Origin of the sequence: Nostoc sp. JL34 (assembly GCF_017114945.1) — a bacterium.
Lineage (GTDB): Bacteria > Cyanobacteriota > Cyanobacteriia > Cyanobacteriales > Nostocaceae > Nostoc.
The window spans coordinates 1-23,851 of record NZ_JABXKQ010000167.1 but is presented as its reverse complement, the minus strand read 5'-3'; the positions used below and the strand labels follow the sequence as shown (position 1 = coordinate 23,851).

The following is a 23,851-nucleotide window of genomic DNA, read 5'->3' as shown; positions in this document are numbered from 1 at the left end:
GAGAAGGATTTTCACAGAACCCATGCATTTGTTAGATCCAATCAGCTTTTCTTTTCCTCTGCTGGCTAGCGCAACACAAGCCGCAGACAGTTCAATGGTAGTAGCAGCAGTGCTATTAAGCTTAGTAGTCATTTACCTCGCCAGCAAAGTTGGTGGAGAGTTATCAAACCAAGTGGGTTTGCCGCCTGTCTTAGGCGAACTCGTGGGCGGTGTGGTAGTTGGGATCTCTGTTTTCCACCTTTTGGTGTTTCCAGAAGGCAGCACAGACAGTTCTAACTCTTTAATCATGTCCTTCCTTCAAGCCACTGCTGGTTTAACGCCTGAAGCCACTCCAGGGGTGTTTGCAGCGCAGTCTGAGGTCGTTTCCGTTTTGGCAGAATTGGGTGTGATCATCCTGCTGTTTGAAATCGGCTTGGAATCGAACTTAAAAGACTTAATGGCAGTTGGTATCCAAGCTAGTGTCGTCGCAGTAGTCGGGGTAGCAGTACCCTTTGCTGCTGGGACTGTGGGACTGATGACTTTGTTTGGTATTGGCGCTGTACCCGCAATTTTTGCAGGAGCGGCTTTGACTGCCACTAGTATTGGTATTACTTCCAAAGTACTGTCAGAATTGGGGCGACTCAATTCTAAAGAAGGGCAGATTATTTTAGGTGCTGCCGTAATTGATGATGTACTGGGAATCATCGTTTTAGCGGTAGTTGCCAGCCTAGCTAAAGATGGTGTGGTAGATGTAAGCAAAGTTATCTATTTGATTATCAGTGCTACTGGTTTTATTTTGGGAGCAATCCTACTAGGCAATGTTTTCAATAAGTCCTTTGTAGCGATCGCCGATCAGCTCAAAACACGCGGTGGACTGGTAATACCAGCATTGATCTTCGCCTTTGCTATGGCATACCTTGCCGCCGTCATCCACTTAGAAGCAATTCTGGGAGCTTTTGCGGCTGGTTTAGTCCTAGAAGAGACAGATAAGCGCAAAGAACTACAAAAGCAAGTCTCTCCCATTGCCGATATATTAGTGCCAATTTTCTTTGTGACTGTTGGGGCAAAAACCGATTTGGGAGTATTAAACCCAGCAATTCCCGACAATCGTGAAGGTCTAATTATGGCAACTTTCCTGATTACAGTAGCCATTCTTGGTAAAGTGATCACAGGTTTAAGCGTGTTTGGTCAACCCGAAATAAACCGTTTAGCGATCGGTGTAGGGATGATTCCCAGAGGCGAGGTTGGGTTAGTGTTTGCTGGTGTCGGTGCTGCCAGTGGCGCTCTCTCGAAACCATTAGGGGCAGCAATTATCATGATGGTTATCTTGACAACCTTTTTAGCTCCTCCCTTGCTACGATTTGTATTTCCAGATCCAAAAACTGTGGAAGCAGGTTCAGAGCAACTACTTTTAGACGGTTCCTCTGGAACTTCGTTGGTAATTGAACCATCTCAGTCAAGGGTGCCAGCATCAAATGACAGTGGCAATTTGGAAGTAACCCCAGATTCTAGCGATCGTTAATTATTGGGGAATGGGGAATTAGGCAGGGGGCATGGGGCGTTGGAAAGAGACAAGGAAGAAACTTGTTTCCCTTATCTCCCTCTGCTCCCCCATCTCCCAATTGTGCAATGGAAACTTCTCTCCCCAAATCTCCGTCCCGTGTGATTGTAGAATAATCGTTTGTTTCTAATTTCTACTAGCATTCAAAATGTTACTTATTTTCAGTCTCCCTGGGCTTGTAAGCCTTTATCTGAATATTTTCCAGATAATTGGGGAGTAACACCCATAAATCTTGCTAGATCATCTGACAGTAATGGGAATTATTTACTCAGTGCATCGATGGCAACAAAGAACAAACATTTATTAGTGAACAGCTATCAATTATCAGTTTTCTAGCTTTATTGGAAGTCAAAATTCCCCACTTTTACAGGTGGAAGGTTTCGCATGGAAATTTAGACCCAATATGAAACCTGATAACTTATTTAAGTGTGTCTTACAAAAGTTTTTAGGTATTTAGACCACGATTGAGACGGGAATAGGGAGTAGGAAGTAGTGTAGTTTAATTACTTGAAAAACCCTGGAATACCAGCTTAAAAATCAAAAAAAGTATCAAAGGTCAAGTTTAGGTGGTGACGATGTGATGATTTACCAATGAGTTGAGATATGGACGGCTCCCATGAACGTGAATTAGGAGAAAGGACTGTGAAATTACACTGGTTACTACCCAGCACTATTGGAACTATCTTCATGCTATCGTCGCCAGTAATGGCTGCGAAACTTGAATCTTGGCGCTTTGATGCCAATCAAAACAGGCTGGAAATTAATACTGTGGGAGCAGTTCAACCCCAAGCACAACTAATTTTCAATCCGACTCGGCTGGTAATTGATTTGCCAGGAACTACATTTGGGCGTGCGCAGCTAACCCAACAGGTGGGCAGTGGAATTCGCTCAATCCGTGTTGGGCAGTTTGATACAGAAACAACACGCATAGTTGTCGAACTGACTCCTGGTTATACTTTAGACCCCAAACGAGTACAATTTGTTGGTACAACTGGCGATCGCTGGACAGTGCAACTACCTAAGCCAGAAGTCGAAAAAGTAGCTTCATCTCCGAGAAGTGCTTACAGTGTAGTTACCCCAGACTCAGAACCTCAACCTCGGATCTCAAGGGTTGCCACTACTACACGAGGGGCGACTCAAATTGAGAACTTACAAGTAACAGGCGATGGGTTGTTTGTTCGCACCAGTGGTGGTAATCCTCCGATTCAGGTAATTCGCAGCCGCGATCGCGCTACCATCTTCGTGGATATCTCTGGCGCATCTTTATCACCACGTCTAGCGCAGCAGAATAATATACCCGTTAACAAACATGGTATTAGCCGTGTCGAATTCACCCAACTACAAACTCAACCTCCTAGCGTCCGCCTGAGTTTGCGGGTAGATAAAAATAGCCCAGACTGGCGAGCAACTAATAGTAACGACGGTGGTTTGGTAGTTCTACCTAGTCGTGTTGTCAGATTACCTGGAAGTAATAATTCGGACAATCAGTCAGAATCTGTTTCCTTTCCCAACAGACCATCTGCCAACAACTCGCCAGCAACAATTGAGTCTGTGCAACTGGCTGATAATGGCACACAACTACTAATTAGAGCCGACCAAACTTTATCTGCCACGGGAACCTGGGATAGATCCTCAGGTCTGTTCCGCGTCACAATTACCAATGCCAAGTTAGCTCCCAGAGTTACAGGCCCTACTTTTGCTGCCAATAGCCCCATTCTTCGGGTACGTCTGCAACCCCAAGCACCCAACACTGTCGTTGTCTTAGTTCAACCAGCAGGCGGAGTACAAATTGGGCAACCCAGACAAATCGGCGATCAGCTTTTGGCTTTACAAATACAAGGCTCTCGGCGAGTTGTCGCCCTCCCTGGAAGACCCCCCTTTGCTTTACCTGGGCTACCACCGCCAAACCGAGGCCCATTCCCAGACCCAAATAATCCCAATCCCCAGCCTCTAACACAACCACAGCGCCGAGTTACCAATGGGCGAGTGGTAGTCATTATCGACCCCGGACATGGCGGTAAGGACTCAGGAGCACTGGGCATTGGGGGTGCACGCGAAAAGGATGTTATCTTGCCTATTGGTAGGAAACTTGCAGAGATTTTGCAGCGAAATGGCGTACAAGTTATTATGACACGGGATTCTGACTATTTTGTTACCCTTCCAGGACGGGTGCAATTAGCAGAGCGAGCTAATGCTGATGTGTTTGTTAGCATCCACGCTAATTCAGCAGGTGCGAGTCGTCCAGATGTCAATGGCTTGGAAGTCTATTATTACGATAGCGGTCTGGATCTAGCTCGCATTGTCCGCAGTAGCATTCTCCAAAGTATTGGTACTCTCAAAGACAGAGGAGTACGACGAGCCAGATTTTATGTCCTCAGAAAAAGTTCTATGCCCTCTATTCTCGTGGAAACGGGTTATATGACTGGTCGAGAGGATATGGCTAGGCTCAGAACCTCAGCTTACCAAAATCAAATGGCGGAAGCGATCGCTCGTGGTGTTCTTCAGTATCTAAAGAGAAGATAAGTAATTTAGTCGAAATTATTGAGTAAATACATCTAATCTTTATCATTTTTATCCAATTTAGTAGTAAAACCAATTTAAGTATTCTTGCGGCAGGACAGGAGTAGCTTCTTTGTTATTGTCATCTGATGCAATGCATGTCAACAGATTTTGGATTTTGGATTGGTGTCACCCACAAAGGGTGTTAGCGTAGCAGGACGTTAGTCCGGTATTAATCTAAAATCGGCTTTTCTTGAATCGGCAATTTAAAATCTAAAATTGGCAGTCAAAAATATATGGGCTAATGGCATGGCAAAATCAGAGGAGCGTGCTATATTTTACGCCATTAGCTGTGTCTTAATAACAGCGCAAAACTTTAGTGTGCGCGGTGACGGTGTGAGGATTTGCCAATATGTTGAGATGTTGACGGCTCCCATGAATGTGAATCAGGAGAAAAGACTGTGAAATTACGCTGGTTACTATCCAGTACTATTGGAACCATCTTCATGCTATCGTCGCCGGCAATGGCCGCGAAACTCGAATCTTGGCGTTTTGATGCCAATCAAAACAGGCTGGAAATTAATACTTTAGGGAATGTTCAACCCCAAGCACAATTAATTTTTAACCCCACTCGTTTGGTAATTGATTTGCCAGGAACCACATTTGGGCGTCCGCAGCTAACCCAACAAGTGGGCGGTGCAATTCGTTCGATTCGTGTTGGGCAGTTTGATGAACAGACAACACGCATAGTGGTTGAAATCACTCCTGGTTATACTTTAGACCCCAAAGGAGTGCAATTTGTTGGTACAACTGGCGATCGCTGGACAGTGCAATTACCTACGCCAGAAGCCGAAAATGCCCCCTCAAAAAATACTGTGGGGCAACCAGAACAAGCTATAGCCACAGCAACTTCACCTAGAACATCTACACCAACATTCCCTCCAAGAAATATTTACAATGTGGTAACAACTGACCCTGTTAATCCACCTAATAACAGAACGTTTGTTGCCAGGGTTACTCAAATTGAGAAATTACAAGTCACAGGTGATGGTTTTTTCATTGCTACAAGTGGTGGCAATCCTCAGATTCAGGTAAATCGTAGCAACGATCAAAAGGCAATCAATATCGACATTGCTGGGGCAACTTTATCGCCAAATCTAGAGCAGCGAGATTTGGCGATTAATCGCTATGGTGTTAGCCGTATCCAGTTCACCCAACTACAAACAAGCCCATCTGTTGTGCGCCTGACTTTACAGGTGGACGAAAATAGTCCAAATTGGCGAGCAACCACTAGCAGTGTTGGTGGTTTTGTAGTTCTACCTAGTCGTGGCATTGCCCAAGTGCCTGGAGGTAACAGTCCACGCCCCATACAACAACCTAGTAACACACCTGCTACCATTCAGTCTGTGCAACTGGCTAATAATGGCACACAACTGCTGATTAGAGCTGACCAAACTTTATCTGCTACAGGAGGCTGGGATAGAACTTCTGGTCTGTTCCGCATCACTATCAACAATGCTAAGTTAGCTCCCAAAGTTACAGGCCCTACTTTTAATTCTAATAGCCCTATCCTGCGGGTACGCCTACAACCACAAGAATCCAATACTGTCACCGTCTTGGTTCAACCAGCAGCCGGAGTGCAAATTGGGGAGCTTAACCAGGTTGGCAACCAGCTTTTAGCTTTAGAATTACGACGCTCTGGTAGCAGCATTACTCCGCCTATTGCTTTACCTCCCTTGCCATCGCCAGATCAAGGTCAATTACCAAACCCCATAGATAATCCTCGTCCAATCTCCCAGCCACGACCACGCCCCTCAGTTCCTAGAGGGAAATTGCTAGTAGTTATTGACCCAGGACATGGTGGAAAAGACTCAGGTGCCCCCGGTCTAGGCGGACTTTTAGAAAAGGATGTAATTCTGCCTATCGGTAAAAGGGTAGGAGCAATTTTAGAGCAAAATGGTGTACAAGCGTTGCTAACGCGGGATGCTGACTTTTTCGTAGAACTTCAAGGACGGGTTGATATCGCTGAGCGAGTTAATGCGACTTTATTTGTTAGTATTCACGCTAATTCCGTTGATAATCGCCCTGATGTCAATGGATTAGAAGTATATTATTACGACAGTGGTTACGCTCTAGCTGAAGTAGTTCGCAATACTATCCTCCAGGACATCGGTACTATCAAAAATAGGGGAACCCGCAAAGCCAGATTTTATGTCCTCAGGAAAAGCTCCATGCCCTCGATTTTAGTGGAAACAGGCTATATGACTGGTTACGAGGATAATCCCAGATTAGGAACACCAGAGTATCAAAATCGGATGGCAGAAGCGATCGCTCGTGGCATCCTCAAATACTTACAGCAGAGGTAATATAGTACAAATTACTAATTAAAGAGGTGGTATTTAAACTTCTTTTACGTACAGAATTTAGTGGTCAATTTGGAGATTGTCTGCTAAATTCTGTATTTAAAATCCAAAAACCTAAATCTATATCTGCCTGTGTATTCATCTTCCATCTTTAAAGGGAATCTTGACGATTTTTCTGATCGAGAACCTCAACGTGCCCCAATTGGCATTTTTGATAGTGGTGTGGGTGGACTAACGGTACTGCGACAACTATATCGACAACTCCCCAATGAATCAATTGTTTACTTTGGGGATACAGCTCGACTTCCTTACGGAATTCGTTCACAAGCAGAAATTTTACAATTTACACGTGAAATTATTACCTGGCTACAAGAGCAACGGGTAAAAATGGTGATTATGGCTTGCAACACCAGTTCTGCCCTAGCCTTAGAAACCGTGCGTCAAGAATTCAGCATACCCATTTTGGGAGTAATTCTACCTGGTGCAAAAGCTGCGGTGCAGCAAGGAAAGCGGATTGGTGTGATTGCTACTCCAGCTACAGCTAAGAGTAATGCTTATAAGCACGCCATACTCGAAATTGCTCCTGATGTCCAAGTCTGGCAAGTTGGATGTCCAGAGTTTGTGCCACTGATCGAGCAAAACCGCATTCACGACCCTTACACTGCTGAAGTAGCACGAGCCTACCTAGAGCCTTTATTAGAGCAGGAAATTGACACCTTAGTTCACGGCTGTACCCATTATCCCCACCTTACACCAGTATTGCGATCACTCCTCCCCTCTCAAGTCCAGTTAGTTGATCCAGCTGTTCATGTTGTGACAGCTTGTGCCCAAGAGCTAGACTTACTAGGCTTAAGAAATACTTATCTACCATTGCCAACTCGCTTCGCCGTCAGCGGTTGTCCACAACAGTTTTCTCAGTCAGGAGTGCAGTGGCTAGGCTATACCCCAATAGTTGAAGAGGTTTCCTTCACCGATATCGCTATTTCTCAACTCCAATAAAACTAATTAGTCCTTCGTCCTTAGTCATTTAATCAAAACAAATGACCAAGGACGAACGACGAAGGACAAATGACAAATGACTACTGACTATTAACTGATACTTCCTGCTTGTGTTTTCCTTTCGCAGATGAAGGAAAATTTGTAGGAATAGTTTTTGTACCCGTTCGCTTCGCCAGTGCTAATAACAGGTAGACTGTAAACAAATATCCAGACGCTAAAATAAAAATCATCATAGACATACTTCCGTAAATCATTGTTCTACTAGCACCCTTCTAAACGAATATAAAATTAGTAGAACCTCAGCCAAGCAAGCGCATTCTTGATAGCTGTAGTTTCCTATGGTAAAATTACCTATAGAGATAAAATTCTCTACGGACAAAGAATTTATTATCTAATGCGACTTCTTGCAGACCATAGATCCCACAGCAGTTAGTTTGCCGTTTAGCAATCTAAAACTACGATTCTCAGCGGTCTACTTGATCTGCGTTATTTTTGCTCAAACTACCGTGATAAAAGCAATGCTTGCGCTCAACGTGCGCTAAAGACGTGTAGCGGCTTCCCACAGGGATATTGCATAGCTCCAAACCAGGAGTTTTGCTTATCGTAGGATAAATCAAAGGAATTATTCCCTTAATCTCAAATACGACTAATTATTTTAGATTTACAACAACACCTAGGTAAAATCAACTAGTAGCTGACTTACTTTTGGGATGTGAATATCTCAAAGATTTAAAATTCCTATATTTTAGCGTAACACAACGACCCTAAATTTTGAGCTTAATTGGCTGCTAAATTTCAAATTTTTTGAATCGCTATGCTTCAATCTTAGAGAATTTTAATCTTACTCCTCGGCGATGTATTGAGATTGCATCCATTTTGTCAATAAGTAATATTGCTTAAGTTGTGTTTTTCTTTGTGGCGGGAAACGTGCATTGGGAAACTATTTAACACAATTTAAGCTGGTATTTATTCCCACGTACTAAATTCATGCTTTAAAATAACTTAAAAATGAATTGACAGCAATTAAGCATAATTGCTTATTGACAAATGCAGTGGTAACCTTACTTATCACTCATGAAGTCATAAAAATGGGATTACTTTGTGAAAACTTTGCGCTGGCACAGGGTTATCTTAAAATGAGTATAGGATATGTAAACTTTCGTAACCTAAGTCAGAGTCCGCCCATCCATGACCCCAGCCACCCCCCTGTTTACCCCTGTGGAAGCAGACCTGCGACTACTAGCAGATAACCTAAAACAGCTAGTTGGAAATCGCCACCCCATTCTATTTGCAGCAGCCGAATATTTATTCGGAGCTGGGGGAAAGCGTATCAGACCAGCAATTGTCCTGCTAATTTCGCGGGCAACAATGTTAGAACAAGACATTACACCGCGTCATCGCCGCCTTGCTGAAATTACAGAAATGATTCACACAGCAAGCTTGGTACATGACGATGTGGTAGATGAATCAGATGTGCGGCGAGGCATTCCCACTGTTCATAATTTCTTTAAGAGTAACCGCATTGCCATCTTAGCAGGAGATTTTCTCTTTGCCCAATCGTCCTGGTATTTAGCAAACTTGGACAATTTGGAGGTGGTGAAACTGCTCTCAGAAGTCATTATGGATCTGGCTACTGGGGAGATTCAGCAGGGGCTGAATCGTTTTGATGCTGATATCTCTATTGAAACTTACATTGAGAAGAGTTATTACAAAACAGCTTCATTAATCGCCAACAGTTCTAAAGCTGCTGGGTTACTCAGTGAAGTCTCACGAGAAACTGTTGAGCATCTGTATAGCTATGGTCGTCATTTTGGTATAGCATTTCAAATTGTTGATGATATTCTAGATTTCACCAGTACAACAGATACCTTGGGTAAACCAGTAGGGTCGGATCTCAAAAGTGGTAATTTGACCGCACCTGTTTTGTTTGCTTTAGCCCAAAAGCAATCTTTGGAAGTGCTGATTAAACGAGAATTTGCTCAAGAAGGAGATTTAGAGCAAGCACTCGCACTGATTCAAGATAGTCAAGGTATACAGCAGGCGCGAGAGTTAGCTACTCACCATGCTAAGTTGGCAATTGAACATCTTGCAGTTCTCCCACCTTCAGAATCCCACCAGGCATTGATTAACATAGCTGAGTACACACTGAGTCGCCTCTATTAAATTAGTTCTCAGTTAGGAATTTGCAAATAAAAAACTTCCAACTTTTCTTGTGGGGCGGATATTTTGTCATTGGTGTCAACTTAACGTGAAAACAAGCCTAGAACTAGCTTTTAGATTGTCTCGTTCCCAGTCGGAGACTGGGAACGAGATTTGAAGAGGTTTTTAGTTTAAGTTGACACTAATGACTCTCGGTTCGCCCCATAAGTAGTAGTAATTTATTTTTTGCTAACCCCTTTGAAAGTGGGGATTTATTTGTAGGTATAAGATGTCTTACGGCTTTTGTAATACTCCGAAAACCTGAAATGATATATTGGGATATTTTATTCATTTGAAAATTCTTAAGTGTAAAACTCTGATACACTGGGAAATTAAAACTGAAAAATGTTCACTGATAACTGTTTTTTAACAAATTTTAGGTTTCACCGAAAGTTGAATCAGTCGCATAGTCTAAGAGAAAGAAAAAATTTCTTTTTTCACTGATTTAGAAAACTTTTTTCAAAGAATTTGAGATTTAAAATTTTGGATGTGGGGTTGTATCTAAAAAACTCCGCATCCAAATTTTTTCTATGCAATATCAGGGGGTATCTGTTTTGACGATCGCAGTTGTCGTAAGTGTTGCTGCATGAGTTTTTCTAGTTCAGTTCGCCGAACTTCAACGGTATGAGTGGTCTTACCCGGCGTCTCCAAAAAAACGATACTATCTACGGGTTCTAATGCCACCATTTGGAACAAAATATGGGTGACAGGAGTAATTTTAGCTAGCATTTGAGGGTCAAGCCCAGCAGGGGAAATTAGAGAGACATCCTGTATGGTAGGGAAAGCGTAAAGAACGCGCTTTTCCAATCCTGGATTAGCACGATTGCTCAACGTAGTTACAACCCAGCTCGACTCCGAATTTTGGAGAACATAGTACTGGGAGTAACGTAATTTTTGAGCGATCGCTCTAAGGACAGGAGCAATTGCTGCAACAAGATGTGGTGTTACCCCATCGTCGGGTGCATTGTCAATCAGCAATTGAATTTGTGCTTCTAAATCCATAATGACTTGTATACGGCTCCTGGGTAACGGCAATAACATCTATCAAGTGTGAACAATCCCATCAGAATTGGGAATAATAAAATCAGCCACATCCTCAATAGTAGGATTGGTCTGCGTTTAGCTTATACGTAAAACCAAAAAAGCCACTACCCACAGTCGTACAGGTTGTATTTAAGTAAGTTAGGGTCTTTTGAAAACCGAGACTATGAATTCAGCCGCAACCGCAACTATTCCATCTGCAACTATTCTGGGAGAAAATTCTACAGGCGTGGAGGTGATCTTTCAACTCCTGTCCAAGGAGTTTCAGCAGTCAACCAAAGCTTCGGAACAGAATTGCCACGATGTAGCAAGACGTATTACCACCGAAGTCTACCGGATTTGTCATGAGAGTAAACGTATTCAAGCTTCTGGATCTGTAGAAAGCTCGGCTATGACCCTGGCTCGGCATCGGCTGCAACAGTGTCTCAGGTACTATCAGTTGGGTTCAAATCGGGGCAGGGTCGAATTACACAGTACTCTGAGTGCAATTATTTATCGATATATTAATCCTCCTCAGAGGCAATTGAGCTATCAAGGGCGACTGACGATAATTGAAGATTTCCTCCAAAGTTTTTATCTAGAGGCGTTAAACGCTTTCCGGCGAGAAAATCAACTCGGTGCTACTTATCGCCCTCAAACGCTCTTGGAATTGTCCGAGTATATGGCATTTACTGAGCGCTACGGCAAGCGACGCATTCCCTTACCAGGCCGTCAGCAGCAGCTAATTATCCTGCGGGCACAAACTTTTTCCCAACAGCAGCCCCCAGAAACAAGTGTAGATATAGAACAAGCCGCAGAAGGTAGCAATAATGAAGGTGACGGTTCTTGGGAAGAACCAGCAGTTCACCAATTGCGCTCTACAATGGCAACGCAAGCCGAACCAGAACCCGAAGAAGACACCTTGCGCTCCGTTGTTGTTACAGAATTAATGAATTATCTCGAACAACGACAACAATCTGACTGCGCTGATTACTTTTCTCTCCGCCTCCAAGATTTATCAGCACAGGAGATTGAGTCGATTTTAGGTTTAACCCCTCGTCAGAGAGATTATTTGCAGCAGCGCTTTAAGTATCATTTGATTCGGTTTGCCCTGTTGCATCGTTGGGAATTAGTTCACGAGTGGCTGGAAGCTTCTCTGCACACCAATTTGGGCTTAACTCCTCAGCAATGGCAAGTATACACAGCACAGCTGGACAATAAGCAACGGTCTTTATTAGAGTTGAAGCAACAAGGACAAGCTGATGAAAAAATAGCAAAAACTTTAGGGCTGTCAATGGCACAACTGCAAAAACGATGGTTTAAGATTCTTGAGCAAGCTTGGGAAATTCGTAACTCATTAGTGTCCGGATCAGGTGCATCTACTCATGAATAGTGACTCAGAATCCTTACAACACCAGTGTCTCGATTGGTTATTGACAGATAATGTCAAAAATAACGAGCAATCTGTAGAATGTGAGGAAAATGACGGGGTAAAAAACCTCCTCAAGGAAGCCACTGTTTCAAAAAGCAGTGAGCCAAAATTGGGAGGAACGCCCCAGACCTTTCAACTGGGAGAAATTCCTACTGTGCAAGATCGTTTTCAAGCTGTCCTTAAGAGTCGGTTACAAATCCAAGCCCAAGACCACCCACCGTTGTTTCCCTGGGAAACACAATTAATCGATTATCCTGATTTTGTTGATGAGCCGTCAATGACACTCGTACCTACCTGGGGGTGGATGGTACAACAGTCGAAGTTGAACTTGCCGACTCGCTTACCGGAAAGAGTTTTCCAGCAATTGTTAGAACAGTGTCAGGCTTTGGTGACATCTTCAGTGCCGTTGGGGGCAAAATTAGTTCAAGTGGTGGAGAACTTTTTTCCCAACGAGTCTCAAGCACTAAACGATATAGCTGGATTAGTGCTAAGAAGCACCTATCGATCTGTAAATACTCTGGAGACAATGCCCACTATTCAGAGCGATTACTTAGATTTACAACCGCGTCAACAGATAGCTTTGTCGTTGCTAGCAGCTAAACAACTGCTGGAAAATTTGACTCTACCACTTTCAGCAACCAGTCCAGTGGTTGAAAGACAATGGCTAACCAGTGTTGGTGCTTTGAACATCAAAGTAGAGTACCAGTCTCTAGGTAAACTTACGAAGTTACTTGTTCAGGCTGAGTTACCCGTTAAAGGAACTTTAACGCTGCGGGGAAGTGGCACCTTAGCAATGGCAACATCTTCGACTTCAGAATACTTAAGTGTAGAGTTAAGCTGCGAGCAACTTAACCCAACTTATACCCTAGAAGTTGAGTTTCCAGAAATAGACCAACAGCCATTGTTGTTCGTCATTAATCCCACAATTTAGTTTAAATTACCACCGCTAGCACACTACGTCGATCAACGCCGACATATATTAAGAGGATTTTCCTAGTTTTGAAGCTCATCCTATTTTTCAACAAGCGGTCATTAGGGTATCTACGAGAAGCAGTTATTACAAAGACACAAGGACACGGAGAAATTTGATCATTTCTCCGTGTCTCCACGTCTCTTTCACCGTATCTTCTTGCTTCGCCGATCTATCATTTTTTGACACAGCAGTAGGGTAGCTAATTCTGTCCCCTGCATTGTGTTTTTTGCATCTACATCATTGCTTCCATTAGACTCAAATGTTTAACTTATCCAGGATGAATCGGTTTTGGCGTATCCCTGTAGGTAATTTCTGGCGGCAAAATCCGCAGGGGTCGCCTTTGATAGAAGTGGAAGATTCAATTTTATTGCGGGTGCTGGTGCTAGCGTTGGTTATTTTGGGAATTGTGGCGACGGATATTGCCGCTGAAACTTCATTTAGTTTTTGGGCGTTACCCCTAAGTGTAGTGGGTGCAATTTGGAGTTATTATCGTCGCCGCGATCGCAATGTTGCTGTTAAATTCTGCATCGCCATCGGAATGTTAGTAGCACTGGGGGCTTTCTTTGGGCGATTAGTGGGAGAGTTGAATGATACGCGGTTGGGTTTGGCAGAGTTATTAATTCAACTCCAGGTTTTACACAGCTTTGATACACCCCGCCGGAAAAATTTGGGCTATTCAATTGTTATAGGACTGATTTTATTGGGTGTGGCAGCAACGCTAAGTCAAACTTTAGCATTTGCACCTGTGCTGCTGTTATTTTTAGCGATCGCTTTACCAACTTTAGTATTAGATTACCGCTCACGCTTAGGTTTGCAGCCATTAAAAATAAAAAATGAAAAATTCAATCAGAAAAATTCCTCAACCCTTAATCTTAAATTTTTAATTCTGAATTTTTTGCTAATTGTCGGTCTAGGACTGGCAATTTTTGCTGTTTTACCCAGATTTCCCGGCTATCAATTACGAAATTTTCCTGTAAGTTCTGCTATTCAAGTCAAAGGTAATTTCACAGGACGTAGTATTATTAATCCCGGTTACGTCCGCCAAGGTAAAGGTGATAATCAAGGCAGTGGTAGCGGTGGTACAGGACAAAATCAAACTGGTGAACCAGGTAAATTAGATAATAACTTTTATTACGGTTTCAATAGCCAAATTAACCAAAACCTGCGGGGCGAGATGAAACCCAAGGTAGTGATGCGGGTGCGATCGCAAGCTGAGGGTTTCTGGCGAGTACTAGGATTTGACCGTTATACAGGTAAGGGATGGGAAGTTTCTCGGAATGAAGATGTCACAACTATCAAGCGATCACCTTGGTCTTACCAAATTTTCCTTTCCCCATCTGTACTCACTGGTAAAACTCAAGAGGTAGTACAAACTTATACAGTGGTGTCGGATTTACCTAACCTGATTCCAGCGATGACTTATCCCAAGGAAGTTTATTTTCCGACACCGATGATCGCTGTTGATAAAGAAGACGGATTGCGATCGCCCGTGGAATTATCAGAAGGACTCACCTACACAGTAGTTTCCGAAGTACCATACCGCGATCGCACTTTGTTAGGTGAAGCTTCTACTAAATATCCGCAACATATTAAAAAGTATTATCTGCAAATTCCTCCCGAAATTGCCGAAAAAGTCCGGCAACGTACCGAAGAAATTCTCGCTAACTACAATCAGGAAGGAGTCACAAAGTCTGTGAAAAGACTCGATTCACCTTATGAAAAGGCTCTCTACTTAGCTCAATATTTAAAGCAACGCTACTCTGTTCCCCAAAATCCCTTAGAACTGCCTTATTTGAGTGAAAAAGAAGACTTGGTAGAAACTTTTTTGTTTAAGCAAAAGGGGGGCTATCCAGACCACTTTTCAACAGTTCTCACGGTGATGTTGCGTTCCATTGGCATCCCAGCCCGGTTAGTAGCAGGGTTTAGTGCGGGAGAATTTAATCCATTTACAGGGTTATATGTTGTCCGTAATACTGACGCTTATGCGATGACGGAAGTGTATTTTCCTAGATATGGTTGGTTTGCCTTTGACCCCATTCCCAATCATCCTCTGATTCCCCCATCTATTGAAGATACTCAGACTTTTAGTGTGTTACGCCAGTTGTGGAACTGGGTTGCTGGCTGGTTGCCTTCTCCAGTGACAGGTTTATTGAATAATGTATTTGAGACAATATTTAGGTGGATAATTAGAGCGATCGCTTGGTTTTTAGCTTTATTTTCTCAAGGTTGGTTTGGTGTATTGACTGGCTTAATCTTGGCAACTATAGCAGCTTTCTTGGGTTGGCTGGGTTGGGGTCAGTGGCGAGAGTGGCGCAACCGTCGATGGTTAAAGAAATTGCCAGCAATGGAGAGCCTTTATCAACAAATGCTGCAATGGACAACCCAAAAAGGTTTAGGCAAACATCCAGCACAAACACCTTTAGAGTATGCCAGAGTTTCATATCAGCATCATGCCCCACCAACTGCTGAGGTAATAGATGAAATTTGTCAAGCCTATGTTGGCTGGCGTTATGGTGGTCATACGCCTAACTTGCAGCAACTGCGAGAAAGATGGCAAGGTTTGAAAAAAGCTGCTAAGTGATTCAAAATTTTGTTCACTTGTACCACGGCATGAATCAAAGATAGCGATCGCAATATTTCAATCGACGAATAAGTCAAAAATCCAGCCAGAATCAAGGTGTATAGCAGTAACTTTACCGTTTCCTCAAACAAAGTTGTTGGATAGGTACTGAGAAGTAAGTATGGCATTTCGCCACAGTTGTGTCAGTCTTTCGGAATTGCCCAGATAAAAGCTGAAGCTACTTGTCAAAATATTAAAGCCCACGAATAACGTCGGCACTGAAATTGTCAACTCAGTAAACAACGCTAAATGCACTGCATCAGGCTTGACAAAAATTGTAGAGATTTTGAGCAGGTTTACCGAATTAGCTGTTATTTTGGATTTCGTTTAACTTGGCACGCACTGCTCGAATATCCTGCCACATCAACCATTTCGGCGCACCTTGTTCCTTAGAAGGGTTACGCAGCAAGTAGGAAGGATGAAAAATTGGCATACATAAACGTCCTTCCCACTCCAACCACTGACCGCGAATTTTCGTAATCCCCCGCTTATCACCAGTGATTCCTTTGACAGCAGTTGCACCTGTTAGCAGAATTATTTTGGGGTCAACTAGGCGAATTTGTTCTAATAAATAGGGTAGACAAGCCGCAACTTCCACAGGAGTGGGAACTCTATTATCTGGTGGGCGACATTTGTTGATATTGCAAATATATACATCATGCTCAGTAGTTAGATTCACGGATGCCAAAATTTTCTCCAACAACTGCCCTGATCTGCCTACAAATGGTAAACCAGTTTCGTCCTCATTTTGACCGGGCGCTTCCCCTATAACCATAATTGGTGCTTTGAGATTACCACGTCCGACAACGGCATGGGTACGAGTGTCTCCCAATGGACAACGGTGGCAGCGATCGCAATGCTCTGTCAACTCCGTGATGCTGGAATAAGTTCCCGGAGCGATCGCAATTTTTGCATCTGTGGGAATTAGTTCTCGTTGGTTAAAGCTTGAGTCGTCGAAGAGGCTAAGTTGGGTTTCGCTGCTCATGAAAATCAGGATTTTGGCATCAGCGCCAGCTGTTATATCTGAGTTAAATACCGCTCTGGTTGGAGATTTATCAGAATAAATAGACTTTTGCTGAATACTTAATTATTTATACAAATCTTATTGTATCAGTTAATTTGAGACAAAATTCAGTCATGATAAAAGCAGTGCCGTCCTAAGATGCTGGGGAAAACTATGTCACATACCCCACTTTTTGCCGATCGCACCCATGCGGGTGAGGTATTGGCGCGAGTAATTCATGATGTTTTGACTCAGCAAGCTATTGATTCTGGGGTAAAGCCTGTACCAATTGTTTATGCTTTGCCCAGAGGGGGTATACCAGTAGCAGCACCAATAGCACGTCTTTTAAATTGTCCGTTGACAATCGTCGTAGCGAAAAAGATTAGCCATCCAGAAAACCCAGAGTTAGCAATTGGTGCAGTCACTACTTCGGGGAATGTTCTTTGGGCTGATCAAAAGCTATTTCGCCCTAAACATGATGCGCGGTGGCGGGAAGTAGCTTTAAATAAAGCGATAAACCTTGCTAAATCTCTTGAGGCTCAATTAATTCCTGCTTGTCCGCAGTTCAATGCAGAGGATGCCACACTTATCTTAGTTGATGATGGCATTGCTACAGGTATGACAATAGCGGTAGCGGCAACTGCCATCAAAGCGCTTTCTCCAGCAGCAGTTTGGCTATGTACTCCAGTAGCGCCACAAAAATTGCTACCCTGGTTGGAACAGTGGGGCGATCGCACAATAGTTTTGGAAACACCGGAACCCTTCTGGAGTGTGAGTAATTTTTACGCCCAATTTCCCCAAGTAGATACATTAGAAGTTCTTGTATATCTCCAGCAACACTAATAACTCCAAGAGATGTTATTGCTAGCGTTGCTAGTAACCATCTTTTAATGCTCGTTCAATGATCATTTGAATGTATGCAGTTTTACCATTAGTATACGCTTCGATGTCATTTGTGAACTTAAGAGCGAGTTCTCGTTTTAGACACCCATATCTTTGCGCTTCATTGGAATGTTTAAGAAGATAGTCTCGGAATAATAGGTGGAATTTGAGTGCCTCACTATCGCGTGGGCATACGTAAAGATGATGCCGTGCTTTGTTTGGTGGACAAACAAAGGCTTCCCGCCCTTTAATGCCTTTATCACCTTCATACACATACCCTAGAGTAGCGAGTCGCTCACTCACCTTTGGGATTTGGGCAGATGTCTCTACTACCACGTCCATATCGATAATTGGCTTTGCTGGGAGTCCAGGTACAGAGGTGCTGCCTACGTGTTCAATGGCCAATGCCAAGTCACCAAGAACCTCGGCTACAGTAACCCGTAGTTTCCCAAAGAGAATTGCCCAGTGGGTATCGTAGTCAAAGATGATGATTTGCTCAGGCAAGAGATTTAATTCCCTCATAACATTATGTAACAACATTCAATACCTTAGCCAATTTACGCTGTGCATTAATCACATCTTTCTTCATAAAAGAGAGAAAAACTAAGAAGCAAACATAGCATAGGTTTGGAGAATTAATGCGTAGTAGTCAAAAGTTGAGATTAGCCAATCTAGCTCAAATACTTGACCTGTCCATCATATCAAGTTTAACTATTTGGAGATGTTTTCGGTTGGTATTCCATAGCTTTGGCATAATCACCCAAGGCTTCATAAGCAGCTTTCAGACGAGCAAGAGTTTGTTCTTCACTGCGACGATCTTTGATATTCCTAGCTAAGAGCAAACGTTCTTTATAATATACAATTGCTTTGTTATAGTCACCCAAAGCTTCACAAGCAATTACTAAACTACCTAAAGACTGTTCCTCGCTACGCTGGTCTTGAATTTCTTTGGCCAATTGCAACCGCTCTTCATTATACTGAATGGCTTTGGCATAATCACCTAATGTATAACAAGCATGGCCCAGATTCTTTAGCACCTGAGAAGCACTGCGAACATGTTTTAAGGAGCGTGCTATAACTACACATTGCTCATAATAGGCGATCGCTTTTGGGTAATTGTCCAAAGCATACCAAGCATTACCTAAATTCTTGAGTACCTGTTCCTCGCCCCAATTATCTTTAAGTTCCCGCACAATTTCTAGGCTTTGCTGCTGATACTCAATTGCCTGCATAAAGTTGCCCCAAGCTTTATACACCAATCCCAAATTATTCAGTGCTGCTACTTGACTGCGTTTGTCTTGCAGTTGCTGCGTTATTTTCAAACACTTTTCCAGAAACTCAATTGCCTTTTTATGGTCATTTAGGTGACGGTATGCATTGCCTAAATGGGAAAGTGCTTGCATCTGCACTGCTAAATCTGAGATGTTCTTGAGCAAAGACAAACACTCTTGGGAGTAAGAGATAGCACCTTTATAGTCTCCAGCGCTGTAAGTTACCAATCCTAAAAAAGAAAGTACCTGTGCCTGTTTTTGCAAATCTCCAACAGCCTGAAACAGCCCCAAGGATTGTTGTAAAGATTTCATCGCTGCTATTAATTCACCAGCTTGCTGCTGTTGAATTCCTTGCCGTAGTAGCTTGGATGCTTCCGATGAATGGTCATCACTTTCCTGTGGAGGTAGTATTTCTGCTTGTGAACCAGAGTCAAATTCATGGGTAATTGTATTACGCTTCACTGGTTTTAGGTATGTTATGGGTAATTGCAGGAGAACTGTATTTTTCGACTTATTCCATTCGCCTTTAGGCATCAACCCCTTCCTGTTAAGTCTGGTAATAAATCTAGTGTTCCCAAAAAACAGGATGTATCTTTCATCAGACTGGTTTCTCACAGCCTAATACCAATTTGAAAAAAAAATGCGACAGATGGATTCACAGAACATAGGCACAAAAGGCAATTCCCAATTCAAAATCTAAAATCTAAAATGGTATAAGTTTAGCGATGGTGAAAGTTTATCAATGAAGCGATCGCTAGTAAAAATATTTTTTCATGGCAATATACCACTAGAACTTTGAGCCTAGTAATCTAAGTTTCACGACTTTAATTGCTTCTCTCCTTCAATTTCGACTCTAGGAGTCGATACTGGGGCAAGCTTTCATAGCAACAATCTTATTTAACAGTTCTATTATCAACATCTACGTTGTATGGTGCAGGATCTCTCGCACCTCCATTAAAATTTTTCCTAGCATGTTTTTACCACTACCATCGGCTCCGCAACCCCAATAAAAATCGATGGGCGAGTTTTCAACAATTTCTGCATTTTCTGTGGAAAGTTAAGATATCCCTGATATCTGTATGAGTTTTAAATTTACACAGCACAGCTTGCCGCATAATATCGTCTTTAACTTGTTCCCAATCTTGACGTAGGGGACGGGTTCTTTCACGCCCCATTTTTGCAGCATCTTTAGGTGTTTTAACTAGGCGAATTTGTTCTACATGAGATGTACCCACAAACTTTTGCGCTTGAAAGTAGTGTTCGCTAGTTGACCAATACAATCCATCTAATTCAAAGCCGTGGGGCGAAAAGTTAGAGAAACAGCCATATTCTTCACGAATGCTATAAAAGTAGATTGTCATAGAAATTGACACTAGTTTTAATTTATTGAGTTTGTGAGTTGTTTATAAAACAGATGACTTGTTTTCTGCTGCTTCAATAAACGCCTCAAATTCACCATTAGGCGTCCATTGAATAGCCCCATCTCGTCCTGTGAAGAATAGTTTGGTTTTGCTTTGATTCAGTTCGGATAAAGTTTTTGGATCAAAATTGGCAGAAGAAGCGATCGCTACTTGTGGTTGCAGAGCAATAACTAAATCTTTCAATGATTCCGGGGCACACCAAAGCACTTGTGGGCGAGGCAAACTTCCATTTTTAACTAGTTGTTGTACCTCTTTCGATTTAACATTACCTACTAACAACCAATTTTGATCTAAAATTTGTAACTGTAAGATAGGTAATTGGTCGTTGATTAATTGCGCTACTATCGAACCAGCTTTTACAGATTGACCAACTGCCAAAGATTGATAAATTCCTTGATGTTTTTGTAGTTCCTGTTGAATTGCCTGAGTCGTAATAGAATTATCTGTTTTGGGGGAATATTCATAAAAACTATTGATTAGTAAACGTTGCATTAATTCAAACCAAGCATTACTTTCATTACCTTGAAAATCAGTTGCGATCGCCCAATTGATTTGATTTACACCCTGCTGTTGCAAAAACGGTAGGATTGTGAAGCGTCCTGTACCTTCATCACCACTATTAATTACAGTTACAGTCCCTCGATCTTGAACAACTACAATTGGTTCCGTACCAGATTCTAATACCGTTATCCTAAACAATGTATTTGTAGAATGCCAAAGTGGAATGAATACCAAACCAATCGCAATTACATTAGCAAACCACCACCACCGCTGCCACCAAGGCACTAGCCAAACCAATATAATCAGTACATAAATCGCCAGAAGCTGCCAAGTGGATATGCTGCCTACAGCCACAGAATTTCCTGGTAGCTTGCTAAAAAATTCCACTAGTTTAATTAGCCAATCAGTAGGGTAATGTAACACTCCAGCTAAAAAGCTTCCTGCCTCAGTCCAAATTAAACCTACTAAAGCACTGATGATTCCACCTATACTAATAATTGAAATTAATGGAGTACTAACCACATTCAGCAATAAACTATAAGATGGTACAACTCCAAAGACAAAAAGTTGCACAGGTAAAGTCCAAATAGTAGCAGCTAGGGGAACGGCAATCAAAGAAGCGATCACAGGTGGTAACCATGCTAGGCGGTTGACTAATGCGGGTACTGTTACGACTAATCCTAATGTCGCTAAAAAACTCAGTTGAAAACCTAAATCCCAAATCCATAGAGGATTAAACACTAATAACAGGGTTGCCGCTAATATCAGCGAACCCAACTGTTTTACCTTCCTTTTTAATAGCAAACCAACTAATGCTGCAAAACCCATAATTACGGCTCTGAGAACCGCAGGTTGAAAACCTGTTAAACTCAGAAAAATGATTAAAGCTAAAAAACCAAGGGTAAATTGCGTTCCTTTTTTTGTCCGCCTCGTTAACTGTAAAATTACACTCAAAATCAAAGAAGTTTGGAACCCAGAAGCTGCTAAAGCATGAGCTAATCCGGCTTGTACAAATAAGTCGCGGATATCGTAGGGTAAATCAACAGCTTTGCTACCTAAAACCATTGCGCTGACAAGAGGCCCTTCAGGAATACCCAACCAACGAACTTGCGATCGCACAATTCGCTCCCGAATTTGCCACCACCCCCATTTCCGTTCCTGATCCAAAACATTTATTTGTCGCCCAATTAGACCAGCAAACGTTCCTTCTTGCTTGAGAAACTTCTGAAAATCAAAACCACCAGGATTGGAAGCCGCCTTTGGTTTGTACAAAATCCCAGTTACAGCAATTTCTTGACTAGGGTATAATCCAGTAGCCTGAAGTATAGGCACTGTCACATACAATTTGCCTGTAACCCCTTTTGGAACACCTGCTGAACCTTTATCATTTTTGACCTCATCTAACTGAGTCGTTTCCAGCCAAAATTGTCCCCGTTGACTGCGAGTCAAGCGGGGATTACTCGCCACTTTACCGCGAACAATCACAAGTTGTTCTTGATTATTGCTACTTCCAGGCGGGACGAATTGACTAATATCTTTTGCACCTGGTTGCGGTACTCGCCATTGAAAATATAGAGTTGCCAATAATCCTACCAAGCCAGCAGCTAGCCATATTCGAGGATGGGGATTAGTTTGCCAAGTGTTAGGCACTGTCTTATTTTTGCTTCCAGCATTTTCTGGTTTTTGAGCAAATTGCCGTAGCGTTGAGCGTCTTCTAAAAATAATTGCTCCCAGTATCCCCACAACCAAAATCCACACACCACCCCAAGGAACTGCTGTAAACAGCAACCCAAAAATATAGCCAAGACAAATAATTACACCACTGGTTTGAATCATAAGATTTTTGTAAAAGCACCTGGAAACCGGAATTTACAGCTCACTTAATTAAATATAGATAGGGTAGCAATGTGGTGAAGTATAGTCCATCAAGTTTATACAAACAAAGCCCGCACAGGCGGGCCTTATCCTTGTAGCTTTAATATTCTAGACTCAAGATTTAACGGGATTTCTGACCTTTAGCAACAGCCACATCATCAAAGATATACCTAGCTTAAAGAATGCAAAAATCAGGGGTTTAACCTGCCTCCGCAGGTTTTGTCTGTGTAGCCGCGACTTCTAGTCGCCCAGGCATGATTTCGAGCAACGGAAAACCCAACTTCTCCCTTTGCTCAACATATAAATGAGCCACCTTCCTAGCCAAATGCCGAATCCTGGCAATATAACGAGTTCTCTCCGTCACCGAAATCACACCTCTAGCATCCAGCAGATTAAACGTGTGCGAACACTTCATTACATAATCTAAGCTAGGCAAGACCAATCCTCGCTCCGTCAATTGGGTAGCTTCCTGCTCGTATAAGTTAAATAGTGTCAGTAGCAACTCAGGATTTGAAGCTTCAAAGTTATATGTACACTGCTCAATCTCACTTTGCAGGAAAACATCTCCATAAGTAATATTGTCTGTCCACTGGATCTTTGTAAATGCTTCTACCTGCTGGAGATACATTGTCAACCGCTCTAACCCGTATGTAATCTCAATCGATACCGGACGGCAATCAATTCCTCCACACTGTTGGAAGTAAGTAAATTGAGTAACTTCCATCCCATCTAACCATACTTCCCATCCAGTTCCCCAAGCTCCCACCGTCGCATCTTCCCAGTTATCCTCTACAAACCGAATATCGTGGTCTTCAGGACGAATGCCTAAAGCCCTTAACGAATCAAGATAAATCTCCTGGATATTATCTGGCGACGGTTTGATCAGAACTTGGTACTGATAATAGTGTTGGAAGCGATTGGGGTTTTCGCCGTACCGTCCATCTGTAGGACGACGGCATGGTTCAACATATACTACAGACCACGGTTCCGGCCCCAATGCTCTTAAAAATGTCTGGGGATTCTTAGTACCAGCCCCCTTCTCAATATCGTAGGGCTGGGCAATAAGACAACCGCGATCGCCCCAGAACTGATGCAATAAAGCTATTACCGACTGAAAATTCACGCTTCACCCATCCTTAGTCAACACAGTGCATAAACCATTGTTGCCTACAACCCAGCACTGTGGTCAGTTTCAGGCGACTCCAAAGCCATTCCAAATTAATTTGGAAAAAGTAGTTGACACAAAGAGATAG

17 protein-coding genes and 1 pseudogene are annotated in these 23,851 nt (G+C 42.6%); 10 read left to right on the top strand and 8 right to left on the bottom strand.

The window, feature by feature from the left end:
* The first annotated feature begins 22 nt into the window (after positions 1–22).
* The 5 genes from HWQ44_RS30270 (at position 23) to murI (ending at position 7,401) form a co-directional block, all read left to right on the top strand.
* On the top strand, positions 23–1,501 hold the full coding sequence (locus HWQ44_RS30270) for a cation:proton antiporter (RefSeq protein ID WP_292725692.1): 1,479 nt from the start codon (positions 23–25) through the stop codon (positions 1,499–1,501).
* Between the two features lie 681 nt (positions 1,502–2,182).
* Entirely contained in the window at positions 2,183–4,063 is a 1,881-nt protein-coding gene (locus HWQ44_RS30265; RefSeq protein ID WP_292725690.1) for an N-acetylmuramoyl-L-alanine amidase, read from the top strand.
* Between the two features lie 285 nt (positions 4,064–4,348).
* Positions 4,349–4,504, top strand: a complete 156-nt coding sequence (locus HWQ44_RS30260) for a hypothetical protein (RefSeq protein ID WP_292725688.1) — start codon at positions 4,349–4,351, stop codon at positions 4,502–4,504.
* Positions 4,501–6,405, top strand: a complete 1,905-nt coding sequence (locus tag HWQ44_RS30255) for an N-acetylmuramoyl-L-alanine amidase (protein WP_292725686.1) — start codon at positions 4,501–4,503, stop codon at positions 6,403–6,405. Before HWQ44_RS30260 ends, HWQ44_RS30255 begins: the two co-directional genes overlap by 4 nt.
* 129 nt (positions 6,406–6,534) lie before the next feature.
* Positions 6,535–7,401, top strand: a complete 867-nt coding sequence (gene murI, locus HWQ44_RS30250; protein ID WP_292725684.1) for a glutamate racemase — start codon at positions 6,535–6,537, stop codon at positions 7,399–7,401.
* Positions 7,402–7,481: 80 nt separating this feature from the next.
* On the opposite strand, the gene HWQ44_RS30245 is transcribed toward murI, so the two are convergent.
* Positions 7,482–7,634, bottom strand: a complete 153-nt coding sequence (locus tag HWQ44_RS30245; RefSeq protein ID WP_292725713.1) for a hypothetical protein — start codon at positions 7,632–7,634, stop codon at positions 7,482–7,484.
* A gap of 955 nt (positions 7,635–8,589) precedes the next feature.
* Between HWQ44_RS30245 and sds the strand changes: the two genes are divergently transcribed.
* Positions 8,590–9,564, top strand: coding sequence for a solanesyl diphosphate synthase (sds, locus tag HWQ44_RS30240; RefSeq protein ID WP_292725682.1), 975 nt, complete (start codon positions 8,590–8,592; stop codon positions 9,562–9,564).
* 564 nt (positions 9,565–10,128) lie between these two features.
* Here the strand turns inward: sds and HWQ44_RS30235 are convergent.
* Positions 10,129–10,602 carry a hypothetical protein gene (locus HWQ44_RS30235; protein ID WP_292725680.1) on the bottom strand — a complete coding sequence of 158 codons (474 nt, stop codon included), beginning with the start codon at positions 10,600–10,602 and terminating at the stop codon, positions 10,129–10,131.
* A gap of 205 nt (positions 10,603–10,807) precedes the next feature.
* On the opposite strand from HWQ44_RS30235, the gene hetZ reads away from it, so the two are divergent.
* The 3 genes from hetZ to HWQ44_RS30220 all read left to right on the top strand — a co-directional run bounded on the left by hetZ (position 10,808) and on the right by HWQ44_RS30220 (position 15,606).
* Positions 10,808–12,013 (top strand): heterocyst differentiation protein HetZ, encoded by a 1,206-nt coding sequence (gene hetZ, locus HWQ44_RS30230; RefSeq protein WP_292725678.1) that lies wholly within the window; start codon positions 10,808–10,810, stop codon positions 12,011–12,013.
* Positions 12,006–12,983, top strand: a complete 978-nt coding sequence (locus HWQ44_RS30225) for a PatU (protein ID WP_292725676.1) — start codon at positions 12,006–12,008, stop codon at positions 12,981–12,983. Before hetZ ends, HWQ44_RS30225 begins: the two co-directional genes overlap by 8 nt.
* 319 nt (positions 12,984–13,302) lie before the next feature.
* Positions 13,303–15,606, top strand: coding sequence for a DUF3488 and DUF4129 domain-containing transglutaminase family protein (locus HWQ44_RS30220; RefSeq protein WP_292725674.1), 2,304 nt, complete (start codon positions 13,303–13,305; stop codon positions 15,604–15,606).
* Between the two features lie 343 nt (positions 15,607–15,949).
* Here HWQ44_RS30220 and HWQ44_RS30215 read toward each other — a convergent pair whose 3' ends face one another.
* Entirely contained in the window at positions 15,950–16,630 is a 681-nt protein-coding gene (locus tag HWQ44_RS30215; RefSeq protein WP_292725672.1) for a uracil-DNA glycosylase, read from the bottom strand.
* Positions 16,631–16,822: 192 nt separating this feature from the next.
* Between HWQ44_RS30215 and HWQ44_RS30210 the strand changes: the two genes are divergently transcribed.
* Positions 16,823–17,491, top strand: coding sequence for a phosphoribosyltransferase (locus tag HWQ44_RS30210; RefSeq protein WP_292725670.1), 669 nt, complete (start codon positions 16,823–16,825; stop codon positions 17,489–17,491).
* A 30-nt stretch (positions 17,492–17,521) separates the two neighbouring features.
* Here HWQ44_RS30210 and HWQ44_RS30205 read toward each other — a convergent pair whose 3' ends face one another.
* The 5 genes and pseudogenes from HWQ44_RS30205 to glyQ all read right to left on the bottom strand — a co-directional run bounded on the left by HWQ44_RS30205 (position 17,522) and on the right by glyQ (position 23,721).
* Complete coding sequence (locus tag HWQ44_RS30205) at positions 17,522–18,034, bottom strand: GrpB family protein (RefSeq protein WP_292725668.1); 513 nt, start codon at positions 18,032–18,034, stop codon at positions 17,522–17,524.
* Positions 18,035–18,237: 203 nt separating this feature from the next.
* Positions 18,238–19,335 carry a tetratricopeptide repeat protein gene (locus HWQ44_RS30200; protein ID WP_292725666.1) on the bottom strand — a complete coding sequence of 366 codons (1,098 nt, stop codon included), beginning with the start codon at positions 19,333–19,335 and terminating at the stop codon, positions 18,238–18,240.
* 385 nt (positions 19,336–19,720) lie between these two features.
* Positions 19,721–20,162: pseudogene (locus HWQ44_RS30195) on the bottom strand (NADAR family protein).
* Between the two features lie 42 nt (positions 20,163–20,204).
* Entirely contained in the window at positions 20,205–22,559 is a 2,355-nt protein-coding gene (locus HWQ44_RS30190; protein WP_292725664.1) for a ComEC/Rec2 family competence protein, read from the bottom strand.
* Positions 22,560–22,797: 238 nt separating this feature from the next.
* Positions 22,798–23,721 carry a glycine--tRNA ligase subunit alpha gene (glyQ, locus tag HWQ44_RS30185; RefSeq protein ID WP_292725662.1) on the bottom strand — a complete coding sequence of 308 codons (924 nt, stop codon included), beginning with the start codon at positions 23,719–23,721 and terminating at the stop codon, positions 22,798–22,800.
* Positions 23,722–23,851: the final 130 nt, after the last annotated feature.